Here is a 772-nt window from a genome sequence, read left to right on the forward strand (position 1 = left end):
GGCAAGGGCGAATCGATCCGGGTATTCCCGCTGTCGAACTGGACCGAGCTCGATATCTGGCAGTACATCATGAAGGAGAACATCCCGATCGTGCCGCTCTATTTCGCGGCGAAACGGCCGGTGGTGGAGCGCGATGGCGCGCTGATCATGGTCGATGACGATCGCATGGCGATCGGGCCTGACGACGTGGTGCAGGAAAGGATGGTGCGGTTCCGCACCCTTGGCTGCTATCCGCTGACGGGTGCGGTGGAATCCGAGGCTGCCGACCTTCAGGCGATCGTGCGCGAGATGCTGACGGCAACCACATCGGAACGCCAGGGCCGGATGATCGACAAGGACGAGGCCGGCTCGATGGAGAAGAAGAAGCGGGAGGGCTATTTCTGATGACGGAAGATTTTTCCGGCGACATGCTCGCCTATCTCGCCAGGCAGGAAGAAAAGTCGCTGCTCCGGTTCCTGACCTGCGGCTCGGTCGATGACGGCAAGTCGACCCTGATCGGCCGGCTGCTCTACGACACCAAGCTGATCTTCGAGGACCAGCTGGCAGCGCTTGAGAGCGATACCGCCCGCCATGGCACCACGGGCGAGACGTTCGATTTCGCGCTTCTGGTCGACGGGCTCGAATCCGAACGCGAACAGGGCATCACCATCGATGTCGCCTATCGCTTCTTTGCGACCGACAAGCGCAAGTTCATCGTTGCCGATACCCCCGGCCACGAGGAATATACCCGCAACATGGCAACCGGCGCCTCGACCGCCGATCTCGCCATCGT

2 protein-coding genes are annotated in these 772 nt (G+C 61.5%); both read left to right on the plus strand.

The genetic code is table 11. From position 1 onward, the window contains the following. Window positions 1-384, plus strand: a 384-nt coding sequence (cysD, locus tag HPQ62_RS20900) for a sulfate adenylyltransferase subunit CysD (protein WP_174804523.1), incomplete at its 5' end; no start/stop codon positions are given. Further along, window positions 384-772: GTP-binding protein (locus HPQ62_RS20905; RefSeq protein WP_244629801.1), on the plus strand; the 389-nt coding region annotated here is incomplete at its 3' end. The genes cysD and HPQ62_RS20905, both read left to right, overlap by 1 nt.

The sequence above is a fragment of the Martelella limonii genome (assembly GCF_013344475.1).
GTDB classification, from domain to species: domain Bacteria; phylum Pseudomonadota; class Alphaproteobacteria; order Rhizobiales; family Rhizobiaceae; genus Martelella; species Martelella limonii.